We start from the raw sequence: 17830 nt of genomic DNA, 5'->3' as shown, positions 1-17830 counted from the left end.
GGAAAGCAAATGAACCGAAAGAGCCTGCAATACAAATCCCAAATGCTGCTGCTGATCCTGGTCAGTATCGCTTTCATCTGGATCCTGTTGCCGTTCTATGGGGCGGTGTTCTGGGCGATCATCCTCGGCATTGTCTTCGCGCCGATGCAACATCGCCTGCAACTGAAATTCGGCTGGCCGCGCAATGTCACTTCGTTGTGCACCCTGGGCATCTGTGTGGTCATCGCGATCCTGCCGGTGATCGTCATCAGCACGCTGCTGGTCCAGGAAGGCACTGCGTTGTACAAGAGCCTGGAAAGTGGGGAGCTGGACATTGCCGATTACCTGGCGCGGTTCAAGGACGCCTTGCCGCCGTACTTCCAGCATCTGCTGGACCGCTTCGGCCTGGGTAACCTGAGCGGGCTGCGGGACAAGATCGTCAAGAGTGCCATGCAGGGCAGCGAGTTCTTCGCCACCCAGGCCTTCAGCTTCGGCCAGGGGACGTTTCAGTTCCTGGTCAGCTTCTTTGTGATGCTTTACCTGCTCTTCTTCTTCTTGCGCGACGGCACGGAACTGGTGCGCAAGGTGCGCACGGCTGTGCCCCTGGCGGAGTACCAGAAGCGGCGCCTGCAATTGAAGTTCAATCGGGTGGTACGGGCGACGGTCAAGGGCAACCTGCTGGTCGCGATCACCCAGGGAGCACTGGGTGGGCTGATCTTCTGGATCCTGGGCATTTCAACCGTGTTGCCCTGGGCCGTGCTGATGGCCTTCCTGTCGCTTTTGCCGGCGGTGGGGGCGGGCATCGTCTGGGCGCCGGTGGCGGTGTATTTCCTGCTCTGCGGGGCGATCTGGCAAGGCGTTGTGCTGACGCTGTTCGGCGTGTTCGTGATCGGCCTGGTGGATAATCTCCTGCGCCCGATCCTGGTGGGCAAGGACACCAAGATGCCCGATTATATGGTCCTGGTCTCGACACTGGGCGGCCTGGCGGTGTTCGGGCTGAACGGGTTCGTGATCGGGCCTCTCATCGCCGCCTTGTTCATTTCCAGCTGGGCCTTGTTTGTCGAAAGCGCGCCCCGGGTGAAATTGCCCTAGCGGTCTTAGGCGCTCAACATGTAGGTGCCGATGCGCTGCGACAAGGCCTGGGCGGCGGGCAGTGACGTCAGCGGACCGCTGATGGTGACCCCGTCCTGGACCAGATACCAGCAGGCCAACAGGCCGCGTTCACGGAGTGCGGCGGGGACGGCGCTGCCAATGACAGACATGATTTGAATATTGAGCATGGGAACCTCCATCTATCGATGGGGTTACCTTACGACTCAGCCGGCAAGGGGAAAAATCAACCGCTTCAATAGTGGGAATCGATGCCGCTCAGTCGACGACCAGATCAAGCATATGCACCACTTCCCGTTCATTGAGCACGCCCTTGCGCACCAGGTTTTCCGTCAACAAAGACAGGAACTTGGCTGTGCGATGGCCTTCCAGGTGCTTGAGCTCGGTCAGCACGTTGTACACCTTGCCGGAGGTGCACAGGCCGACGATGCGGTGCGGGTTTTGCGTGGGCATACCTTCGTCCTTGTTGTTATGAAGCTGTTGTTGTCGGACAGGGCCAGCTTGCGGCACAGCCATGACGCTCACGTGACAGCTCGGGTTGGCGGAAAAGAAAGCAGGATTCAGACCATAATGCCTTTTTGGCGCCGGAATATTGTTCCGGTAGCGACCTCCGGCGGGTCTTATACGGCCTCCAGCAGGTTTTTCGCCCACAAAAAAGCCCCTGGATCTTTCGATTCAGGGGCTTTTGATGTTGCTGTCTGGCTCCACGACCTGGACTCGAACCAGGGACCCAGTGATTAACAGTCACTTGCTCTACCAACTGAGCTATCGCGGAATGACGCGTATGTTACTGATTGGAAAAGAGAAGTCAAGCTTTGGGTGGTGGGCGGTGCGTTTAAGTGGTCGTGGGCTTCCCTCAAACACTTGTTACCGCTTCACACAAGTAAGGATCATGCCGCAAAAAACGACTGTGGGAGCGAGCCTGCTCGCGATGGCGGAGGGTCATCCAACATTGGTGTTGAATGATTCGCCGCCATCGCGAGCAGGCTCGCTCCCACAGGTTTTATGCGGGTTTTCAGATCACCTGAACAATCGCCTTGGTCACCGCGTCGATGTTGTTCTGGTTCAGCGCGGCCACGCAGATGCGGCCGGTGTCCAGGGCGTAGATGCCGAATTCGTTGCGCAGGCGGGTCACTTGTTCAACGGTCAGGCCGGAGTAGGAGAACATCCCGCGCTGGCGTGCGACGAAGCTGAAATCGCGGTGCGGCGCGGCCTTGGCCAGCATGTCCACCATCTGGTTGCGCATGCCGCGGATCCGCAGGCGCATTTCCGCCAGTTCGGCTTCCCACTGGGCCCGCAGCTCTGGGCTGTTGAGCACGGCGGCAACGATGCTGGCGCCATGGGTCGGCGGGTTGGAATAGTTGGTGCGGATCACGCGCTTGACCTGGGAAAGCACGCGAGCACTTTCTTCTTTCGATTCGCTGACGATCGACAGGGCGCCGACGCGCTCGCCGTACAGGGAGAACGACTTGGAGAACGAGCTGGAGGCAAAGAAGGTCAGGCCCGACTCGGCGAACAGGCGCACGGCCGCCGCGTCTTCGTCGATGCCGTCGCCAAAGCCCTGGTAGGCCATGTCCAGGAACGGCACATGGTTCTTGGCCTTGACCACGGCCAGTACGTTTTTCCAGTCCTCGGGGCTCAGGTCCACGCCGGTCGGGTTGTGGCAGCAGGCGTGCAGCACAATGATCGAGCGGTCGGGCAGGGCGTTGAGGTCTTCCAGCAGGCCGGTACGGTTCACGTCGTGGGTGGCGGCGTCGTAGTAGCGGTAGTTCTGCACCGGAAACCCGGCGGTTTCGAACAGGGCGCGGTGGTTTTCCCAGCTCGGGTCGCTGATGGCCACGACGGCATCAGGCAGCAATTGCTTGAGGAAGTCGGCGCCGATCTTCAGCGCACCGGTGCCGCCCACAGCCTGGGTGGTGATGACACGGCCAGAGGCGATCAGTGGCGAATCCTTGCCGAACAGCAGGGTCTGGACCGCCTGGTCATAGGCAGCGATGCCGTCGATCGGCAGATATCCGCGGGAAACGTGCTGAGCCACGCGAATCGTCTCGGCTTCGACAACGGCGCGCAGAAGCGGAATGCGCCCCTCTTCATTGCAGTAAACACCCACCCCCAGGTTGACCTTATCGGTACGGGTGTCGGCGTTGAATGCTTCGTTGAGGCCCAGGATTGGGTCGCGGGGTGCCAATTCGACAGCGGAAAACAGGCTCATTAGTGCGCGGCTCTGAATGGAGTGTGAGGGGGACGTGTGGCGCTCCAGCCGGATGCACTAGAGCGGTGCACAAACGGGGAGTTAGTATAGAGGCCATCACTGGACACGGCGACAGGCGATTCGGTTTTTACGGTAAGTATTTTCGATTTTTTTCGACCGTTAGTCCCTTCGCCGCGTCAAAGACTCCAAGGCGTGTAGGACGTTCGTCTTGAAAGCTAAGGCATTCACCTCCACATTGTCTGCATTCCAGCTTTTTCCTCGGGCGACATCCGTCGTTTCGGTCTTCCTCGTTCCCGTCGCCTGGCCGACAGGCGTGAACCCAGAGGTTATGTTATGTCTGAATTCCAGCTAGTCACCCGATTCAAGCCCGCTGGCGACCAGCCGGAAGCCATCCGCCTGATGGTCGAGGGCATCGAGGCGGGGCTGGCCCACCAGACGTTGCTCGGTGTGACCGGTTCGGGCAAGACCTTCAGCATCGCCAACGTGATCGCCCAGGTGCAGCGTCCGACCCTGGTGCTGGCACCGAACAAGACCCTGGCGGCTCAGCTGTATGGCGAGTTCAAGGCGTTCTTCCCGAACAACGCCGTGGAGTACTTCGTCTCTTACTACGACTACTACCAGCCGGAAGCCTACGTGCCGTCGTCGGACACCTTCATCGAGAAGGACGCCTCGATCAACGACCACATCGAGCAGATGCGGCTGTCGGCGACCAAGGCGTTGCTCGAGCGCAAGGATGCGATCATCGTCACCACGGTGTCGTGCATCTACGGCTTGGGCAGCCCGGAAACGTACCTGAAGATGGTGCTGCACGTGGATCGCGGCGACAAACTCGACCAGCGTGCCTTGCTGCGCCGCCTCGCGGACCTGCAATACACCCGCAACGACATGGATTTCGCCCGGGCAACGTTCCGGGTGCGCGGGGATGTGATCGACATCTACCCCGCGGAATCCGACCTGGAGGCGATCCGCATCGAACTGTTCGATGACGAGGTGGAGAGCATTTCGGCGTTCGATCCGCTGACCGGCGAGGTGATCCGCAAGCTGCCACGCTTCACCTTCTACCCCAAGAGCCACTATGTCACGCCGCGGGAAACCCTGCTGGACGCCATTGACGGGATCAAGGCCGAGCTCCAGGAGCGCCTGGAGTACCTGCGCTCGAACAACAAGCTGGTGGAAGCCCAGCGCCTGGAGCAGCGGACCCGGTTCGACCTGGAAATGATCCTTGAACTGGGTTATTGCAACGGTATCGAAAACTACTCGCGCTACCTGTCGGGCCGCCCGGCGGGTGCGCCGCCCCCCACCTTGTATGACTACCTGCCGGCCGACGCCTTGCTGGTGATCGACGAATCCCATGTCAGCGTGCCCCAGGTGGGCGCGATGTACAAAGGCGACCGGTCCCGCAAGGAGACCCTGGTGGAATACGGATTCCGCCTGCCTTCGGCGCTGGACAACCGGCCGATGCGTTTCGATGAATGGGAAGGCGTGAGCCCGCAGACTATTTTTGTCTCGGCCACCCCCGGCAACTACGAAGCCGAGCATGCCGGTCGCGTGGTCGAGCAAGTGGTGCGGCCGACCGGCCTGGTGGACCCGCAAGTCGAAGTGCGCCCGGCGCTGACCCAGGTCGACGACCTGCTTTCGGAAATCAACAAGCGCGTGGCCATCGACGAGCGGGTCCTGGTGACCACCCTGACCAAGCGCATGGCCGAGGACCTCACCGATTACCTGGCCGATCATGGCGTGCGGGTGCGATACCTGCATTCGGATATCGACACGGTGGAGCGGGTCGAGATCATCCGCGACCTGCGCCTGGGCACCTTCGACGTGGTGGTGGGCATCAACCTGCTGCGCGAAGGCCTGGACATGCCGGAAGTGTCGCTGGTGGCGATCCTCGACGCCGACAAGGAAGGCTTCCTGCGCTCCGAGCGCTCGCTGATCCAGACCATCGGCCGGGCGGCGCGTAACCTCAATGGCCGGGCGATTCTGTATGCCGACCGCATCACTGGCTCCATGGAACGGGCCATCGGTGAGACTGAGCGCCGTCGTGACAAGCAGATCGCCTTCAACCTGGCCAATGGCATCACGCCCAAAGGGGTGTTCAAGGACGTTGCCGATATCATGGAAGGTGCCACCGTGCCCGGTTCGCGCAGCAAGAAGCGCAAGGGCATGGCCAAGGCCGCCGAAGAGAGCGCCCGCTACGAAGCGGAACTGCGCTCGCCGAGCGAAATCACCAAGCGTATCCGTCAGTTGGAAGAGAAAATGTACCAACTGGCCCGGGACCTGGAATTCGAAGCGGCGGCGCAATTGCGGGACGAGATTGGCAAGTTGCGCGAGCGGTTGCTCACTGTCTGAGTTTTGCCGTGGCCTTAAGGGCCTCATCGCGAGCAGGCTCCCACAGGGATTTGTGAACGCCACAAGTCCAGTGTGCGAGCCTGCTCGCGATTGAGGACGACGCGGTCTGACAGATGCACAAATCCCTTTGACTGGAGCCCGCCTACCATCGCCTGCTACCATTCGCCCCTTGTTTGATCTTCGCTTTTACCTTCTTTCCGAGACATGCCATGACCACCGTCCGTACCCGCATCGCGCCTTCGCCCACTGGCGATCCCCATGTCGGCACCGCCTACATCGCTTTGTTCAACTATTGCTTTGCCAAGCAGCACGGCGGTGAGTTCATCCTGCGGATCGAGGACACCGACCAGTTGCGTTCGACGCGCGAGTCCGAACAGCAGATTTTCGACGCCCTGCGCTGGCTCGGCATCGACTGGAGCGAAGGCCCTGACGTTGGCGGGCCGCACGGCCCGTATCGGCAGAGCGAGCGTGGCGACATCTACAAGCAGTATTGCCAGCAACTGGTGGACATGGGGCACGCGTTCCCATGCTTCTGCACCGCTGAAGAGCTGGACCAGATGCGCGCCGAGCAGATGGCCCGTGGCGAAACACCACGCTACGATGGTCGCGCGTTGCTCCTGTCCAAAGAAGAAGTTGCCCGGCGCCTGGCCGCCGGCGAGCCCCATGTGATCCGCATGAAAGTGCCGAGCGAAGGCGTCTGCGTGGTGCCGGACATGCTGCGTGGCGATGTCGAGATCCCGTGGGATCGCATGGACATGCAGGTGCTGATGAAGACCGACGGCTTGCCGACGTACTTCCTGGCGAACGTGGTCGACGACCACCTGATGGGCATCACTCACGTACTGCGCGGTGAAGAGTGGCTGCCATCGGCGCCGAAACTGATCCTGCTCTACGAATATTTTGGCTGGGAGCAACCGCAGTTGTGCTACATGCCGCTGCTGCGTAACCCGGACAAGAGCAAACTGTCCAAGCGCAAGAACCCGACCTCGGTGACGTTCTACGAGCGCATGGGCTTCATGCCCGAGGCGATGCTCAACTACCTGGGCCGCATGGGGTGGTCGATGCCGGACGAGCGCGAGAAATTCTCGTTGCAGGAAATGGTCGAGCACTTCGACCTCTCGCGTGTCTCTCTGGGCGGGCCGATCTTCGACATCGAGAAGCTGTCCTGGCTCAACGGCCAGTGGCTGCGGGATCTGCCAGTGGAAGAGTTTGCCGCACGCGTGCAGAAGTGGGCATTGAACCCCGAGTACATGATGAAGATCGCTCCCCACGTGCAGGGCAGGGTGGAGACGTTCAGCCAGATTGCGCCGCTGGCCGGCTTCTTCTTTGCCGGCGGCGTGACGCCGGATGCGAAGCTGTTCGAGTCCAAGAAGCTCTCGGGCGATCAGGTGCGCCAGCTGATGCAACTGATTCTGTGGAAGCTCGAAAGCCTGCGCCAATGGGAAAAGGACAGCATCACCGCGACTATCCAGGCGGTGGTCGAATCCCTGGAGCTGAAATTGCGTGACGCCATGCCGCTGATGTTCGCCGCCATTACCGGCCAGGCCAGCTCGGTGTCGGTGCTTGACGCGATGGAAATCCTCGGGCCGGACCTGACCCGCTTCCGCCTGCGCCAGGCCATCGATCTGCTCGGTGGCGTGTCGAAGAAGGAAAACAAGGAGTGGGAAAAACTGCTGGGCGCGATTGCCTAAGCGGTCGTTAGGGCAGGGCATACCCCGGTTTTCCGGGGTTTGTCGGTAAGTGGTTGTTATCCCGGCAAAAAATTTTCAAATTTGTTGAAAATAAATTTGACAGCCCTCCGATACGCCCTTAAGATTCGCCCCGTCCTCAGCGATGAGGGGCTATAGCTCAGCTGGGAGAGCGCTTGCATGGCATGCAAGAGGTCGACGGTTCGATCCCGTCTAGCTCCACCAATTTACATTCAGGGTCTGGCCACACCGGCCTTGAAGCGATCAACACTCAGCGTTGATCAGTAGTTAGAAGGGTTTGCGTCCCCTTCGTCTAGTGGCCTAGGACACCGCCCTTTCACGGCGGTAACAGGGGTTCGAGTCCCCTAGGGGACGCCAGTTTTACAGAAGCGATGTTGCAAGATGTCGCTCCGCCGCGAGGCGAAAATCCGGGGCTATAGCTCAGCTGGGAGAGCGCTTGCATGGCATGCAAGAGGTCGACGGTTCGATCCCGTCTAGCTCCACCAATCGTCAGGTTCAAGGTCTGGCCACACCGGCCTTGAATCGATCAGTTCTCAGCGCTGATCAAGCAAGAAGGTTTGTGTCCCCTTCGTCTAGTGGCCTAGGACACCGCCCTTTCACGGCGGTAACAGGGGTTCGAGTCCCCTAGGGGACGCCACGATTACCCGCTTTGCGGGATTTTATAAGGGTCATTCAATTATTGAATGGCCCTTTTGTTTGTCTGGCGTTCAGCCAATTCTCCTGTCCTCGAACAAGATACTGCCGACCAGCGGGCCGAGATTCCGCTTGCGGAAAATTATTATGTATATAATATTGTGATCGTAATATTCGGAGGCAGCAATGAGCGATAAAAAAGCACAGACCCGTGAGCGCATTATCAAGGCCGCCAGTGACGCGTTGATCCAGCGTGGTCCGGCCGAGCCGAGCGTGGGCGAGGTAATGGGCGCGGCCGGGCTGACGGTGGGCGGGTTCTACGCTCATTTCGAAAGCAAGGATGCGCTGATGCTGGAGGCTTTCAAACAGTTGCTCAGCCGGCGTCGGGGCCTGATCGCCGACATGGATGCCGAACTGACCGGCGAAGAGCGGCGCGCCCTGGTGGCGGCGTTCTACCTGTCGCGCAAGCATCGGGACTCCACCGAAAACGCCTGCCCGATCCCGGCGTCGATCGGTGAGTTGGGACGCCTGCCGGATCCGTTTCGTGACGTGCTCAACGAACACATTGAGTTAATGGCGGCGCAATTGGCCGCCAGCCCGGAAGACGCCGACAAGGCCCTCGCTGACATTGCCTTGATGGTCGGTGGCTTGGCCCTGGCCCGGGCGTTGGGTCCGGGAGAGTTATCGGATCGTGTGCTGCGTGCCGCCAAATCTGCGGTGCGGTGAGCTAAGGCGCAAGCCGTGGGAGAAGAACGATGGACAGATTGAGCTGGATTCGTGGCGTCAACGGCACGCTGGGTCGGGTGGCTCCGCGTTTGGTGGCAAGGAAAATGCGCGCACTGTTCATGCATCCCCGGAATCTGCCGCCACGGGACTGGGAATTGCCATTGCTGGCAAGCTCCGAGCGCATCACCTTGCGCTTCGGTCTTTCGGCCCTGCGCTGGGGCAAAGGTCCGACCGTCTTGCTGATGCATGGCTGGGAAGGACGACCCACGCAGTTCGCTGCGCTGATCACGGCGTTGGTGAACGCTGGCTATACGGTAGTGGCGCTGGACGGACCGGCCCATGGCCGTTCACCTGGCCGTGAGGCGAATGTTCTGCTGTTCGCCAGGGCAATGCTCGAAGCTGCGGCAGAACTGCCGCCGCTGCAAGCGGTGATCGGGCATTCCATGGGCGGGGCCAGTGCCATGCTCGCGGTCCAGTTGGGGCTGCGTACCGAGACACTGGTCAGCATTGCTGCCCCCGCGCGCATTCTTGGGGTACTGCGCGGCTTCGCCCGGCTGGTGGGCCTGCCACCCCGGGCGCGTTCGGCCTTCATTCGTCAGGTGGAACACGATGTGGGCATGCGTGCCTCGAAGTTGGACGTGGCGCATTATCAGTTGGATGTGCCGGGGTTGATCGTCCACGCCGAGGACGACACCTCCGTCTTGGTCAACGAGTCGCAGTTGATTCATGAGGCCTGGTTTGACAGCCGCCTGCTGCGTTTGCCCCAGGGCGGGCACCAGCGGGTGCTGGCCGATCCCCGCGTCATCGATGGCGTGTTATCGCTGCTGGCCGGGCGCAATCTGCAAGCACGGCAATCGGCCTGAGTGGTGGGAGCCAGGCTTGCCCGCGATCGCGTCGGTATATTCGACATTGATGCAGTCTGACCCGTCGCCATCGCGAGCAAGCCCGCCTCCCACAGGGATCGGGTACACTGCCCCGATCCACATTCGACCGGGAGAGGGGCATGGGCTGGGATCGGGCAACGCCATTCATTATTGATCTTCAAGTAGCTGCCGAAGACATCGACGGGCTGGGCCACGCCAACAACGCGGTCTACGTCACCTGGCTCGAACGCTGTGCCTGGCGTCACTCCCAGCGCCTGGGGCTGGACCTGGCGGAGTACCGCCGACTGGACCGGGCAATGGCGGTGGTGCGCCATGAAGTCGACTACCTGGCGGCTGCCTACGAAGGCGACGAGCTGCAACTGGCCACCTGGATCGTCGACTGGGACCAGCGGCTGAAGATGACACGGCATTTCCAACTGGTCCGCCCCAGCGACAACACCACCGTGCTGCGGGCGCAGACCACATTTGTCTGCATCGAACTCTCCACCGGCAAGCCCAAGCGCATGCCGCCGGAATTCATCGAAGGCTATGGCCCGGCGCTAGCGGCCCATGCTTCATCCGGCATCCTCGCCAACTGATCCAGCGCTATCGTGAGCAGGCTTGCTCCCACAGAATCCGGTAAACTGCCGCACGTTTTTTCGTTGAGTGCGTTTTCCCATGCAAATTGCCCTGGCGCCCATGGAGGGGTTGGTCGACAACATCCTGCGGGACGTCCTGACTCGCGTCGGTGGTATCGACTGGTGCGTGACCGAGTTCATCCGCGTCAATGATCGCCTGCTCACACCGGCCTATTTCCACAAGCTCGCCCCGGAGCTGCTGACCGGCGCCCGAACCGCTGCCGGCGTGCCGCTGCGTGTGCAATTGCTGGGCTCCGACCCGGTGTGCCTGGCGGAAAACGCGGCGTTGGCGTGCGAATTGGGTTCGGAGGTGGTTGACCTTAATTTTGGCTGCCCGGCCAAGACGGTGAACAAGTCCCGAGGCGGCGCGGTGTTGCTCAAGGAGCCGGAGCTGCTCAACGAAATCGTCGAACATGTCCGTCGCGCGGTGCCAAAGCATATCCCGGTCACGGCCAAGATGCGCCTGGGCTTCGACAGTCCGGACGGTGCGCTGGTCTGCGCGACGGCGCTGGCCGAAGGCGGGGCGGCGCACATCGTGGTGCACGCGCGGACCAAGACTGACGGCTACAAGCCGCCGGCCCATTGGGAATGGATTCCCCGGGTGCAGGAAGTGGTCAAGGTGCCGGTATTCGCCAATGGGGATATCTGGAGTGTCGAAGATTGGCGTCGTTGCCGTGAAATCAGCGGCGTAGAGGACATCATGCTCGGTCGCGGCCTCGTTTCCCGTCCGGACCTGGCCCGGCAGATCGCCGCCGCCCGCGCCGGTGAAGAGGTGGTGCAGATGTCCTGGGCCGAGCTGCAACCGATGCTCCAGGATTTCTGGGTACAAGTGGTCGAACAGCTGACGCCGCGTCAGGCGCCCGGGCGCTTGAAGCAGTGGCTGGCGATGCTGACCCGCAATTATCCTGAAGCGGTCGAGCTGTTTACCGCGCTGCGTCGGGAAACCGAGCTCGATGCCGTGGGCCATTTGCTGGGTGTGCAGCGCACCGAAGCGGCCTGAAAAAAATTCGAAAAAAGCTCTTGAAAAGTATTTGGCGATCCCTAGATAAGGGGTACGCGATGCCGAATTCGGGTCGCGGAGACAAAAAACCTTGCTGAACTTTTCAGGAGATTTGAATCATGAGTACTGCATTTTCGCTGGCCCCTCTGTTCCGTTCCTCGGTGGGCTTCGACCGTTTCAACGACCTGTTCGAAACCGCCTTGCGCAACGAACCGGGCAGCAGCTATCCACCCTATAACGTGGAAAAATACGGTGATGATGAATACCGCATCGTAGTCGCCGCCGCCGGCTTCCAGGAAGAAGACCTGGACCTGCAGGTGGAAAAAGGTGTGCTGACCATCAGCGGCGGTAAGCGCGAGGCCAGCAACGACAGCGTGACCTACCTGCATCAGGGCATCGCCCAGCGTGCGTTCAAGCTGTCCTTCCGCTTGGCGGATCATATCGAGATCAAGTCCGCCGGCCTGAGCAACGGTCTGTTGAGCATCGACCTGTTGCGGGTGATTCCGGAAGAGGCGAAAGCCAAGCGCATCCCGATCAACGGTGCGCAGCAGCAACCCGCGCTGCAGAACTGATGCATCGCCACTGAAAAAGGGCGCCGAAAGGGCGCCCTTTTTCATATGGAAAGCTTTGTAAAACTCCATTGTGGCGAGGGGATTTATCCCCGCTGGGCTGCGTAGCAGCCCTAAAATCAGCCAACTCGGTATGTCAGATGGATTGAGTCTGCAGCATGGGGGCTGCTTTGCAGCCCAGCGGGGATGAATCCCCTCGCCACAGAAGACAGTTGCGCTCGTTACGGAAGCAACCGCTCGAACGCGTCCAGCGGCAACGGCCGGCTGTGCAGGTAGCCCTGGTACAGATGGCAATCGAGCCCCTGCAGGAAGTGCAGTTGTTCCAGGGTTTCCACGCCTTCGGCAATCATCTCCAGGTTAAGGCTGCGGGCCATGGCGACGATGGCACGGATGATCTCGGCGTCGTTGGGGTCGCTGGTGGCGTCGCGCACGAATGATTGGTCGATTTTCAGCGTATCCACCGGAAGACGCTTGAGGTAGGTCAGCGACGAATAACCGGTGCCAAAGTCATCCATGGCGAAGCTCACCCCCAGCTTCTTGAGGCGACGCATCTTGCCGATGGTGTCGTCCAGGTTCTGGATCACGATGCCTTCGGTGATTTCCAGTTTCAAAATGGTGCAGGGCAGGCCGTGGGTCGCGAGGCTGCTTTCGATGCGCTCAACGAAGTCGCTCTGCCGGAACTGGCGCGGGCTGATGTTCACGCACAGACTGAACCGCTGCGGATCGATCTTGCCCTTGGCGATCAATTGCTTGAAGCCATCACAGGCTTCATCGAGGATCCAGGTGCCCACTTCCAGGATCAGTCCGCTGTCTTCCAGGACCTTGATGAACTCGTTGGGCGACTGGGCGCCCAGTTCGGGATGATGCCAGCGCACCAGTGCTTCGGCACCGACGATCCGGTTGTCGCGGGCGTCGACCTGGGGTTGGAAGTGCAGGCTGAACTCGTTGCGGGCCAAGGCCTGGCGCAAGTCGGTTTCCATGCGCAGCCGTTCACTGGCCGCCTTTTGCATGGTGGTGTGAAACATCTGCGAGGTGTTGCGCCCCGAATCCTTGGCGCGATAAAGCGCAATGTCGGCGCGCTTGAGCAGGTCGGCTGGGGTAGCGCCATGGTCGGGAATCAGCGCCATGCCAATGCTGGGTGTGACCTGAAGTCGCTGGCCGTCGAGGAACATCGGTTCCGACAGCAGTTCGCGCAGGGTGTCGGCCAGCTTCTGCACCTGCTCGCTGACTTCGTTGCGGGTACCTTCCAGGCCGCTGAGCAACACCACGAACTCGTCGCCGCCCAATCGCGCGACGGTGTCCTCCAGGCGAACGCTGGCTTCCAGGCGCGCGGTGATGATTTTCAGCACCGTGTCACCCACCGGATGGCCCAGGGAATCGTTGATGTGCTTGAAGTGGTCGAGATCGAGGAACAGGAGCGCACCGCGCAGGTTATGGCGCTTGAGCAGGGCGATCTGCTGGCTCAGCCGGTCCATCAGCAGGGCCCGGTTGGGCAGGTTGGTCAGCGGGTCGTGATAGGCCAGGTGACGGATCTGAGCCTCGGCGTTGCGCAGCAGGCTCACGTCCCGCGCAGTCAGCAGCAGGCAGTCCGTCTCGTTGAGTGTAATGGGCTCGACCGATACCTCAACCGTGAGCAATTCCCCGCGCTTGTTGCGCCCGAGCATTTCCTGGTGAAGCACCCGGCCCTTGAGTTGCAGTTCGGTCAACAGGGTTGCGCGCTGTTTTTCCTCGGCCCAGATGCCAACCTCGTACACCGTGTGCCCGATCACTTCGTCGGCGCGATAACCGGTCAGGCGGCAAAAGCCATCATTGACCTCAAGGTAGCGGCCGCTTTCGCGTTCGGTGATGGTGATGGCGTCAGGGCTGGAGTGGAACGCCTTGGCGAATTTCTCCTCGCTGGACTTCAGGGCCGCTTCGGAGCGTTGTTGTTGGGTGATGTCCCGCAGGGTGGTGACGACGCAGGGCTGGTTGCTGACGTTGATCTGACGACTGGAGATCACGCAGGTGAGCGGTTGGCCGTTCTTGTGGTGGACGACAATTGCGACATTGTTCAGCGATTGTTCGCGAATCACCCGTTCGATACGTTGCAGGCTGTTGCCTGAGGCATCCCAGAGACCGATTTCGTCGGCGCTGCGGCCGATCACGTCGCTGGCGGACCAGCCGAACGTCTGGGTGAAGCTGGAGTTGATCTCGAGGAAGCGGTTACTGTCCTGGTGGGTGACGCAGATCGGATCGGGGCTGACCTGGAACAACGTGGCGAATTTTTCCTCCGACGCCGCCAGGCTCTGCTCGCGTTCCACCTGGTCGGTGATGTCCAGCAAGGTACCGGCCATGCGTTGGGGGCTGCCGTCGTCGTTGCGGTAGAGGCGGGCGCGGCTCTCCAGGTAACGGGAGCTGCCGTCCGGCAATTGCACGCGATAGGTCAGTTGATAATTGCCCGCCGGACCTTCGCGCAGGCTGCGATACGCATTGCGCATGTTGTTGCGCTCTTCGTCGGGGACTCCTTCGAAAAACGCGTCGAACGACTCGTGGAACGGCTTGGGCTCCAGGCCATGGAGCTGCGCGGCACGGGCCGAGCCGTAGAGCATGCCGCTAGGTATGTGCCAGTCCCAGGTGCCCAGTTGCGCCGAGTCGAGGGCCAGGTCGAGGCGTTCCTGGCTGTCCTTGAGGGCCTGTTCGGCCAATTTGCGTTCCGTGGTATCGAGAAACGTGCTCAGCAGATAGGGCTGGCCTTCAAGTTCGACCTTTTGCGCGCTGAGGATGCCGCTGTGGATCTGGCCGTTACTGGCGCGGAACTCCACTTCCATGCTCACCAGTTCACCCTTGGCCTTGGTGGCCTCCACCAGCTTCGCCCGCTGGCTGGGGTCGACCCACAAGCCCAGCTCCAGGGTGGTACGGCCGATCACATCGTGTACCGGCCAGCCGAACAGACTTTCGAAATACTGGTTGGCTTCGCTGATCAGCCCGTCTTCCTGGCGGGTCAGCAGCACCATGTTCGGGCAGAGATGAAAGAGCGTGGCGAAGCGTTTTTCCGAGCTGCGCAATGCCTGTTCGCGCTCGCGCTGGTGGGTGATCTCGCGGATGACGCCGATCATGCGCGGGCGCCCGTGTTTGTCGGGCAATACGCTGCCGTTGATTTCCAGCCAGTGCAGGCTGCCGTCGGGCCAGACAATGCGATGGTGCATCGCCTGTTCCAGCGGCGCGCCGGCCACTGCCGCGTGAAAAGCGCGGATGGCCTTGGCCCGGTCTTCAGGCAATAACAGGTCCAGGTAATCCACATCCGCCGGCAGGGGCTGGCGCGGGTCGAAGCCGAACAGCGCCTGGGTGCCCCTGGACCAGCTGATCCGCCCGGTGTCGATGTCCCACGACCAGGCCCCCAGGCGCGCACCGTTCAGCGCGGCCAGCAGCTGAGGCGCGCTGTCCCAGCTTTGCTCGGACCGTTTCGGGTCAAGCGCCTGGATACGCGGCAAGGGCGGGAGATGGTCAGCGGGCTTGGGCATTATCTAGCGAGCCTTGGGCAGTTGGGCGTTAAGCGCAGGTATTTCGGCTCTATAGGAGTAGCACAACCTATGCCCTTGTCCCTGGCAGATCGATTTGTGCGTCCAGTAGGGACATGAAAGCGCGCGCAGCATTCGACAGTGTCCGTTCAGTGTGCAAGATATAGCCTAGCTGGCGACTGAGTTGTATGCCCGGCAAAGGGATGCGCGCCACCTGATCGTCGAGCATGGTGCGCGGCAGGACACTCCAGGCCAGGCCAATGGAAACCATCATCTTTATGGTTTCCAGATAATTCGTGCTCATGGCGATGTTCGGTGTCAGGTCCTGAGCCTCGAACAGGCGCCGGACAATGTGATGGGTAAAGGTATTGCCCCCCGGGAAAACCGCGGGATGCAGGGCGATATCCGCCAGGCTGACCGCGCGATTGTCCAGCAGCACATGTTCCGGAGCCACCACGAAATCCAGCGGGTCGTCCCACACCGGTGTGGCGCGCATCAACGCATGCGGCTCGGGGGCGAGGGTGATGACCGCCAGTTCAGCTCGTCCGTGGAGAATTTCTTCGTAGGCCACTTCCGAATCCAGGAACTGAATATCCAGCGCCACTTGTGGGTAACGTCGGGTGAACTCCCTCAATAAAGGCGGCAGGCGGTGCAGGCCGATGTGATGGCTGGTGGCGAGCGTCAGTCGCCCGGTGACTTCGCCGGCCAGGTTGGTCAGGGCGCGACGGGTGTCGTCCAGCACATTGAGGATCTGATAGGCCCGCGGCAGCAAGGCCCGACCGGCCTCGGTCAGGCCGATTTCACGGCCCAGCCGGTCGAACAAGCGGACGTTGAGCTGCTGTTCCAGCCCGGCGATACGCTTGCTGATCGCCGGCTGGGTCAGGTGCAAGCGTTCACCGGCGCCGGAGAAACTGCCCGTCTCGGCAATGGCGATAAAGGCGTTGAGGTTGGCGAGGTCCATGGCGATCCTGGTTTGATTCCTGTTGGTTATGCAAAGTATGAAAAATATGAATTTGAGTTATTTAATGTAGCCTCATAACATCAGCCTCACAAGCCAAAGGGTTATTGAGTCGTTCAAGATCCGGGGCATAGAAACAAGCTGATGAGGAACCGTCTGATGGCCGGCAAAACGCTCTACGACAAGCTCTGGGATTCGCATTTGGTCAAGCAGCGCGACGATGGCTCGGCGCTGATCTATATCGACCGTCACATCATCCATGAAGTGACTTCGCCACAGGCGTTCGAAGGGCTGCGCCTGGCCGGACGCAAGCCATGGCGGATCGATGCCAACATCGCGACCCCTGACCACAACGTGCCGACCACCCCGGAACGCAAGGGCGGTATCGAAGCCATTGTCGACCAGGTTTCGCGTTTGCAGGTCCAGACCCTCGATGACAACTGTGACGAATACGGCATCGTTGAATTCAAGATGAACGACGTGCGCCAGGGTATCGTCCACGTCATCGGTCCGGAACAGGGCGCGACCTTGCCGGGCATGACCGTGGTCTGCGGCGACTCCCACACCTCCACCCACGGTGCCTTTGGTGCCCTGGCCCACGGCATCGGCACTTCCGAGGTCGAGCATGTGCTCGCCACCCAGTGCCTGGTGGCCAAGAAAATGAAGAACATGCTGGTGCGCGTCGAGGGCAAGCTGCCGTTCGGCGTGACGGCCAAGGACATCGTCCTGGCGGTGATCGGCAAGATCGGCACTGCCGGCGGTAACGGCCATGCCATCGAGTTCGCCGGCAGCGCGATCCGCGACCTGTCCGTCGAAGGCCGCATGACCATCTGCAACATGTCCATCGAAGCCGGTGCCCGCGTGGGCCTGGTGGCTGCCGATGAAAAGACCGTTGAGTACGTCAAGGGTCGTCCGTTCGCCCCGAAAGGCGCCGAATGGGACTTGGCGGTCGAGGCCTGGAAAGACCTGGTGTCCGACGCCGATGCCAAATTCGATACGGTGGTCGAGCTCGACGCGACCCAGATCAAGCCGCAGGTCAGCTGGGGCACTTCCCCCGAGATGGTCCTGGCGGTGGATCAGAACGTACCGGACCCGGCCAAGGAGATGGACCTGGTCAAGCGTGACTCCATCGTTCGTGCCTTGAAGTACATGGGCTTGAGCGCGAACCAGGCGATTACCGATATTCAGCTCGATCGCGTGTTCATCGGTTCCTGCACCAACTCACGGATCGAAGACCTGCGTGCCGCGGCGGTGATCGCCAAGGGCCGCAAGGTCGCCTCGACCATCAAGCAGGCCATCGTGGTGCCGGGCTCGGGCCTGGTAAAGGCCCAGGCTGAAGCGGAAGGGCTGGATAAGGTGTTCATCGAGGCCGGTTTCGAGTGGCGTGAGCCAGGGTGTTCGATGTGCCTGGCGATGAACCCGGATCGCCTGGAGTCGGGTGAGCACTGCGCCTCCACCTCCAACCGCAACTTCGAAGGCCGTCAGGGCGCCGGTGGGCGCACCCACCTGGTCAGCCCGGCCATGGCCGCGGCGGCTGCCGTCAACGGCCGTTTCGTCGACGTCCGTGAATTGATCTGAAGGAGAGCG

The 17830-nt window shown here is 61.1% G+C and carries 14 protein-coding genes and 5 tRNA genes; 13 read left to right on the top strand and 6 right to left on the bottom strand.

Going from position 1 to position 17830, the window contains the following annotated elements; all coding sequences use genetic code 11:
* Positions 1-9 precede the first annotated feature (9 nt).
* The gene (locus tag QZH45_RS20525; protein WP_024776481.1) at positions 10-1071 is read left to right on the top strand and encodes an AI-2E family transporter; all 1062 of its coding nucleotides are present in this window, start codon (positions 10-12) and stop codon (positions 1069-1071) included.
* A gap of 5 nt (positions 1072-1076) precedes the next feature.
* Here the strand turns inward: QZH45_RS20525 and QZH45_RS20520 are convergent, their stop codons facing one another.
* From QZH45_RS20520 to QZH45_RS20505, 4 genes are all read right to left on the bottom strand, one after another.
* Entirely contained in the window at positions 1077-1259 is a 183-nt protein-coding gene (locus QZH45_RS20520; protein ID WP_024776482.1) for a hypothetical protein, read from the bottom strand.
* 88 nt (positions 1260-1347) lie between these two features.
* On the bottom strand, positions 1348-1542 hold the full coding sequence (locus QZH45_RS20515) for a hypothetical protein (RefSeq protein WP_024776483.1): 195 nt from the start codon (positions 1540-1542) through the stop codon (positions 1348-1350).
* A 246-nt stretch (positions 1543-1788) separates the two neighbouring features.
* Positions 1789-1864: transfer RNA gene (locus QZH45_RS20510), tRNA-Asn, on the bottom strand.
* 240 nt (positions 1865-2104) lie between these two features.
* Positions 2105-3301 carry an amino acid aminotransferase gene (locus tag QZH45_RS20505; RefSeq protein WP_024776484.1) on the bottom strand — a complete coding sequence of 399 codons (1197 nt, stop codon included), beginning with the start codon at positions 3299-3301 and terminating at the stop codon, positions 2105-2107.
* A gap of 333 nt (positions 3302-3634) precedes the next feature.
* Between QZH45_RS20505 and uvrB the strand changes: the two genes are divergently transcribed.
* The 11 genes from uvrB (at position 3635) to QZH45_RS20450 (ending at position 11791) form a co-directional block, all read left to right on the top strand.
* Positions 3635-5650 carry an excinuclease ABC subunit UvrB gene (gene uvrB, locus QZH45_RS20500; RefSeq protein WP_024776485.1) on the top strand — a complete coding sequence of 672 codons (2016 nt, stop codon included), beginning with the start codon at positions 3635-3637 and terminating at the stop codon, positions 5648-5650.
* Between the two features lie 209 nt (positions 5651-5859).
* Positions 5860-7341 carry a glutamate--tRNA ligase gene (gene gltX / locus QZH45_RS20495; RefSeq protein WP_041023763.1) on the top strand — a complete coding sequence of 494 codons (1482 nt, stop codon included), beginning with the start codon at positions 5860-5862 and terminating at the stop codon, positions 7339-7341.
* Between the two features lie 146 nt (positions 7342-7487).
* A tRNA-Ala gene (locus QZH45_RS20490) sits at positions 7488-7563 on the top strand.
* A gap of 77 nt (positions 7564-7640) precedes the next feature.
* A tRNA-Glu gene (locus QZH45_RS20485) sits at positions 7641-7716 on the top strand.
* Between the two features lie 52 nt (positions 7717-7768).
* Positions 7769-7844: transfer RNA gene (locus QZH45_RS20480), tRNA-Ala, on the top strand.
* 76 nt (positions 7845-7920) lie between these two features.
* Positions 7921-7996, top strand: a tRNA-Glu gene (locus tag QZH45_RS20475).
* Positions 7997-8178: 182 nt separating this feature from the next.
* Complete coding sequence (locus tag QZH45_RS20470) at positions 8179-8718, top strand: TetR/AcrR family transcriptional regulator (protein WP_024779172.1); 540 nt, start codon at positions 8179-8181, stop codon at positions 8716-8718.
* 29 nt (positions 8719-8747) lie between these two features.
* The gene (locus tag QZH45_RS20465; RefSeq protein ID WP_055135638.1) at positions 8748-9581 is read left to right on the top strand and encodes an alpha/beta fold hydrolase; all 834 of its coding nucleotides are present in this window, start codon (positions 8748-8750) and stop codon (positions 9579-9581) included.
* Between the two features lie 140 nt (positions 9582-9721).
* A complete protein-coding gene (locus QZH45_RS20460) occupies positions 9722-10180 on the top strand; it encodes an acyl-CoA thioesterase (RefSeq protein WP_024779170.1) in 459 nt (152 codons plus the stop codon).
* A gap of 79 nt (positions 10181-10259) precedes the next feature.
* Positions 10260-11219, top strand: a complete 960-nt coding sequence (locus tag QZH45_RS20455) for a tRNA dihydrouridine synthase (RefSeq protein ID WP_024779169.1) — start codon at positions 10260-10262, stop codon at positions 11217-11219.
* Between the two features lie 119 nt (positions 11220-11338).
* Positions 11339-11791: an Hsp20 family protein gene (locus QZH45_RS20450; RefSeq protein WP_024779168.1), complete on the top strand. Its 453-nt coding sequence runs from the start codon at positions 11339-11341 to the stop codon at positions 11789-11791.
* Positions 11792-12009: 218 nt separating this feature from the next.
* Here QZH45_RS20450 and QZH45_RS20445 read toward each other — a convergent pair whose 3' ends face one another.
* Together QZH45_RS20445 and QZH45_RS20440 are read right to left on the bottom strand one after the other, a co-directional pair.
* Complete coding sequence (locus tag QZH45_RS20445) at positions 12010-15288, bottom strand: EAL domain-containing protein (protein ID WP_055135639.1); 3279 nt, start codon at positions 15286-15288, stop codon at positions 12010-12012.
* 67 nt (positions 15289-15355) lie between these two features.
* Positions 15356-16246 (bottom strand): LysR family transcriptional regulator, encoded by an 891-nt coding sequence (locus QZH45_RS20440; RefSeq protein WP_055135640.1) that lies wholly within the window; start codon positions 16244-16246, stop codon positions 15356-15358.
* A gap of 156 nt (positions 16247-16402) precedes the next feature.
* Here QZH45_RS20440 and leuC point away from each other — a divergent pair, with 156 nt between their 5' ends.
* The gene (gene leuC / locus QZH45_RS20435; RefSeq protein WP_024779165.1) at positions 16403-17821 is read left to right on the top strand and encodes a 3-isopropylmalate dehydratase large subunit; all 1419 of its coding nucleotides are present in this window, start codon (positions 16403-16405) and stop codon (positions 17819-17821) included.
* The last annotated feature ends 9 nt before the right edge of the window (positions 17822-17830 follow it).

Source organism: Pseudomonas corrugata, assembly GCF_050920615.1.
Lineage (GTDB): Bacteria > Pseudomonadota > Gammaproteobacteria > Pseudomonadales > Pseudomonadaceae > Aquipseudomonas > Aquipseudomonas corrugata.
This window is presented reverse-complemented; position numbering and strand designations above follow the sequence as displayed.